Raw genomic sequence first — 4,759 nt, forward strand, 5'->3', positions numbered from 1 at the left:
GTATCACTTAATACCATTGAAATTAAAGTTAAAAACATCATTTTTGCAATCTCTGTCTCTTTTCTTTCTATTGGCTGTTATGGGATATAAAATTGGAAGTGATAATAAAATTATAGAGGAGTTTCCTAGTCTTGGATTACAAGCTATTGTCATAGCCATATTCTCTATTTTAGGAAGTGTTTTTATCACTAAATTTTTCTTTAGAAAAAGAGGTGATAAGTAGATGATTGGAATCTGTTTATCAATTGCCTTTGGTGTTATCATAGGATTATTTTTTCAAACTCCATTTTTATCCAACTCGTCGGATACTTTTATTGATTTAGGTCTTTGCCTACTTCTTTTCTTTGTCGGTATTGATATTGGAGATAACTCAGCTGTTTTTTCAAATCTAAAAAAATATGGAAAAAAAGTTTGGCTTCTCCCTGTTTCAACTATTTTAGGTTCTCTTTTGGGAGGATGTATAGCTTCACTATTTTTATCTATATCTGTTGGAGAAGGTCTTGCTATCTCATCTGGATTAGGTTGGTACTCCCTTTCTGCAATAGAACTATCTAAAATAAGTCCTGAACTTGGAAGCGTAGCCTTTCTTAGTAATGTTTTTAGAGAGGTTTTTGCTATTTTAACAGTTCCATTCATTGCTAAATCCATTGGAAGTTTTGAGTCTATCTCTACAGCTGGTGCTACCGCTATGGATACTCTTCTCCCTGTTATAAATAAAAGTAATAGTTCTGATATATCTGTTGTGGCATTTTTTTCTGGAGTTGTTTTAACCACTTCAGTTCCTATATTAGTTCAACTAATTGTAAATATCTTTAAACTTTAATTTGAATAAAACTATAAAAGGACATGAAATTCATGTCCTTTTAAAATAGTATCAAATCATATATATCTTGGATTCTATATGGACTAGGAAGTTTGACCTTTAAGTTTTCCCAAACCTTTGAAAAAGTTTCCTGATCCATCTCTTTTATCTGACTATATACCTGAGATTTATATAGAATATCCTCTCCACATTTTTTTATAGCATTTAATACATTTGATTTTATTTTTTTATAATTTGTATCTGTTATTTTAACTAAACTATAGTAGTCTGCCAACAGCTCCCTTTCTACACAGTACTCGAGGGTCAATATCTTTCTTATTACCGTTCCTAAATATCCAATGGATAGATTTTTGCTAAACATTCCAACCCTATCTCCCTCCACTTCAATAAATGGTAGAAAAATATCTTGATAGTGATAGTCTTGAACTGATTTTGTAAAAAATAAAAAACTTGAAAATATTGTTTTTTTCTTTACCTCTTTTCTTAAAAAACCTTTATCAACTTGATAGACTGCTCCCACGTGTGGAAAAAGGGAAACAGTCAAATCTTCAGAGTGGCAAAAATTAACAATATTCTCTTCATAGACCTTATTTGCTTTTATTTTTCTAATAAAATAATCCGCTTCAAATAACTCATCTGTCAAGTTATCAACTTTAAACAATGCATTAAAAACTCTATCATTATCCAATAAATTATTTTTTGTATCAATTGAAAGTTTTCCCAATAAGCTCTCAAACTTTGTACTTTTTACAAAACTTTTTATAAAATTATCATCAATTTGAGGGGATATCTCTACATTACTTGTTATCAATAGTGTGTTACTGTCCTTTATTACCTTACCCTTTTTTAACTCCTTTAGAAAAAATGATAAATATTCATTTTTAAACTCTATAAAATACTGCTTCTCTATATCATCTAAACTTAATTTTTCCAAAATTTTATCATAGTTAAAGAAATCTAAGAGGTTGATTATCCCATCTCTATTTATTCCAACTGCATTCCATGTGCATGTATATGGAATAAAACCTCTCTCTTTATCAACCATAATACTTACAAATTGAGCTATTCCTCCCCCTAAAGAGTGTCCAGTTATAGATATTTTCTCCTTAGGTATTTTAAATTCATCATATATTTTATTAAAGACTTCTAATCCATCATAAAATTGAACTGGTTTTACCCCTAATCCAATTTTTAAATCATTCTCTATAAAATCTTTATAAGCATCCTCTATTGGATATTTTTCACTTCCTCTATAAGATATCACATACTTGTCATATTTTACATTTTTAAAAACCACACTATAAAATCCTGTTGAATCTCTTTCTACATCAGAAGCTCTCTTACTCTCTACATAAAATATCTCCCAATTGTGAAGTATATCTTTAAAAAAATCATAAAATAGGTACCTCGTTTTGGAATTTGAAAAATTAAAACCATCACCATCTAGCTTAGATGAATCATTCTCTCTGTAAATTTGATCTAAATTTTTTTTATAATCCTCTTGAGAAAAATTACAATAAGAGAGTACACTAAGCAACAGATAATCTTTAGCTCTTTGCATTTATATACCTCCTAAATAATTTAAAATTTTAATAGAGATAGAAAAAGATATGTTACACCCATCCCTATTGCGGCTCCTATTATTGTTTCTAGAACTGTATGAATTCTACCTTCCACTCTCGATTGTAAAACTAAAACCAATAGAAACAACGATAAATAGAAAACTCTAACATCGTGAGTTAAAAAAAATATTCCCATAAATAAAGCTCCTCCCAGTGCACTATGCCCACTTGGAATTCCGCCTCTTAAAGGAGTACCTTTTTTAAAAAAACTTTTGATAGCTATCACCAAAATTATAATAAATATAATTATAAAAACGAGAACATTTGCATATGATTCCTTTAATAGATTAAAAAAATCACTAAACTCTCCCGCTATTCTTTTATGAAATACTAAATAACCTACTATAAGAGCATTACTAGCTGCTATAAAAACCGCTCCAGCTCCCACATCCTTAGCTCTTTTAGCTAAAATATTATACTCGGGTGAAACCAAGTCCACAAAGCTTTCTATAGCTGTATTTAAAAGCTCTGCGGACAAAACAAGGGACATACTAATTGACAATACAATTAATTCCATTCTACTAACACCTAAAAAAATTGAAATCATCAAAACTAATATTGTACAAAATGCATGAAACTTCATATTTCTTTCAGTTCTAATTGTTTCTATTATTCCTTCAATTGCCACATTAAAGCTCTGTGTTATATCCTGTTTTGTTCCCTTATCTTTCATAAGCCCTCCCTTAGTCTCTAGTATGACCAAACTTTTCTAAAATCTCTTCCTCTCTGGCTCTCATCTCTTTTTTATCCTCTTCATCTATATGATCATATCCTAGTAGATGAAGCATTCCATGAGTTAAAACATAAAAAAACTCTCTTCTAAATGAGTGGTTATATTCATTACACTGTTCCTCAACTCTCTCTAAAGATATTATTATATCTCCTAAAGTATCATAAGGACCTATCATATAATCCTCTGTTTCATGATAAGCAAATGATATTACATCTGTTGGTCTATCTTTATCTCTAAAATCTCTGTTTATTCTTTGAATCTCATCATTTCCAACTAAGGCCACTGACATATATACTGGTTTTTCCGATTGAAACTCATCATTTAAAACCTCATATATATACTCTTTTACCTCCTCTTCATCTATATATTCACCAAATCCCTCTATCTCTAAAGAAAAATCTAATACTACTTCCATTTTAACTCCTTATCTTACTTTTGTCCTGGATATTTTATTCTTACATGATGAATACTCATCAATACCTTCGTAAAGGTTTTAATTATTATCTCAATCTCTTTAAATGTTAATGCAGCTTCCGATAGTTGGTTATCCTCTATCTTTGAATTTATAATCTTTCTTAACATATTTTCAATTGTCACTGGAGTTTTCTCATCCAAAGATCTCACAGCTGCCTCAATTGAATCTGCAAGCATTATTATAGCTGATTCCTTACTTCTAGGGGTAGGTCCTCCATATTTAAAGTCCTCCTCTATAACTGTTGGGTCAAGTTGTTTTGCCTTATTATAAAAATAAGCTAACATTGTTGTTCCCTGGTGTTCAAACATCACGTCTCTAATCTCTCTTGGTATTTTATACTCTCTTCCCAACTCATTTCCATCTTTTGTATGTGATGTAATTATCAGTGTACTTAAGAATGGAGATATTTTTGAGTGAGGATTTTCTCCTCCCTCCTGATTCTCTACATAAAACTTAGGTCTTTTCATTTTTCCAATGTCATGATAATAGGATGCAACTCTTGCAAAAATCGCATTGGCTCCTATCGCCTCAGCTGCTGCCTCTGATAGAGTTGCAACCATCATTGAGTGATGAAATGTACCTGGAGCTTTCATAGATAAAAGTTTCAACAGAGGATGGGATAGATCCCCTAACTCCAATAATCTAAATGTGGTTAGAATATTAAACGTTCTTTCAAAGTATGGTAAAACGGCTATTGCTAACATTCCTGAAAGTAGCCCTGAAACTACAATCTCTCCACTTTGTAAAACAATCAGATTTTGTTCTCTACCTATAAAATATGTTAATAAAAGATATAGAAAAAACTTTGTAACTGCTAATTTCATTCCCAGTGCTATTAGCTCCTGTCTTGTTGTTACTTTCTCTATTAAATATGAGCCCATTAAACAAACTAATAAAGTCACAATAATAAATATCGGATCATACCCTACAATTGGGAATAAAAATGTTATTGCCATAAGTGTAGCTAAAAAAGCGAAATCTTTAGCAAAAAGTATAGCCATTAAAAAATACATCGTTTCAAATGGAACAAAATATATATGGTCTGGTTTAGTGAATCTATAGACTAAAAAGCCAATTGTATAGATTAAAAATAAACTTCTATATAT

The 4,759-nt window shown here is 30.4% G+C and carries 6 protein-coding genes; 2 read left to right on the forward strand and 4 right to left on the reverse strand.

Going from position 1 to position 4,759, the window contains the following annotated elements; translation table 11 throughout:
* Together ACMOUI_RS09125 and ACMOUI_RS09130 are read left to right on the forward strand one after the other, a co-directional pair.
* Positions 1–223: LysO family transporter (locus tag ACMOUI_RS09125; protein ID WP_418965389.1), on the forward strand; the 223-nt coding region annotated here is incomplete at its 5' end.
* The gene (locus tag ACMOUI_RS09130; protein ID WP_418965390.1) at positions 224–823 is read left to right on the forward strand and encodes a lysine exporter LysO family protein; all 600 of its coding nucleotides are present in this window, start codon (positions 224–226) and stop codon (positions 821–823) included. It begins immediately after the preceding gene.
* A 40-nt stretch (positions 824–863) separates the two neighbouring features.
* Here the strand turns inward: ACMOUI_RS09130 and ACMOUI_RS09135 are convergent, their stop codons facing one another.
* The 4 genes from ACMOUI_RS09135 to ACMOUI_RS09150 all read right to left on the reverse strand — a co-directional run.
* The gene (locus tag ACMOUI_RS09135) at positions 864–2,384 is read right to left on the reverse strand and encodes a hypothetical protein (protein WP_418965391.1); all 1,521 of its coding nucleotides are present in this window, start codon (positions 2,382–2,384) and stop codon (positions 864–866) included.
* A gap of 20 nt (positions 2,385–2,404) precedes the next feature.
* Complete coding sequence (locus tag ACMOUI_RS09140) at positions 2,405–3,118, reverse strand: diacylglycerol kinase (RefSeq protein WP_418965392.1); 714 nt, start codon at positions 3,116–3,118, stop codon at positions 2,405–2,407.
* A 10-nt stretch (positions 3,119–3,128) separates the two neighbouring features.
* Positions 3,129–3,593 carry an rRNA maturation RNase YbeY gene (gene ybeY, locus ACMOUI_RS09145; RefSeq protein ID WP_418965393.1) on the reverse strand — a complete coding sequence of 155 codons (465 nt, stop codon included), beginning with the start codon at positions 3,591–3,593 and terminating at the stop codon, positions 3,129–3,131.
* A gap of 14 nt (positions 3,594–3,607) precedes the next feature.
* Positions 3,608–4,759: HDIG domain-containing metalloprotein (locus ACMOUI_RS09150; protein ID WP_418965394.1), on the reverse strand; the 1,152-nt coding region annotated here is incomplete at its 5' end.

Origin of the sequence: Cetobacterium sp. (assembly GCF_048470075.1) — a bacterium.
Lineage (GTDB): Bacteria > Fusobacteriota > Fusobacteriia > Fusobacteriales > Fusobacteriaceae > Cetobacterium_A.

Excerpts from the sequence above, each read along its gene's own strand:
- ACMOUI_RS09130 (WP_418965390.1), top strand. The coding sequence starts at position 224 with ATGATTGGAATCTGTTTATCAATTGCCTTTGGTGTTATCATAGGATTA.
- ACMOUI_RS09135 (WP_418965391.1), bottom strand. The coding sequence starts at position 2,384 with ATGCAAAGAGCTAAAGATTATCTGTTGCTTAGTGTACTCTCTTATTGT.
- ACMOUI_RS09140 (WP_418965392.1), bottom strand. The coding sequence starts at position 3,118 with ATGAAAGATAAGGGAACAAAACAGGATATAACACAGAGCTTTAATGTG.
- ybeY (WP_418965393.1), bottom strand. The coding sequence starts at position 3,593 with ATGGAAGTAGTATTAGATTTTTCTTTAGAGATAGAGGGATTTGGTGAA.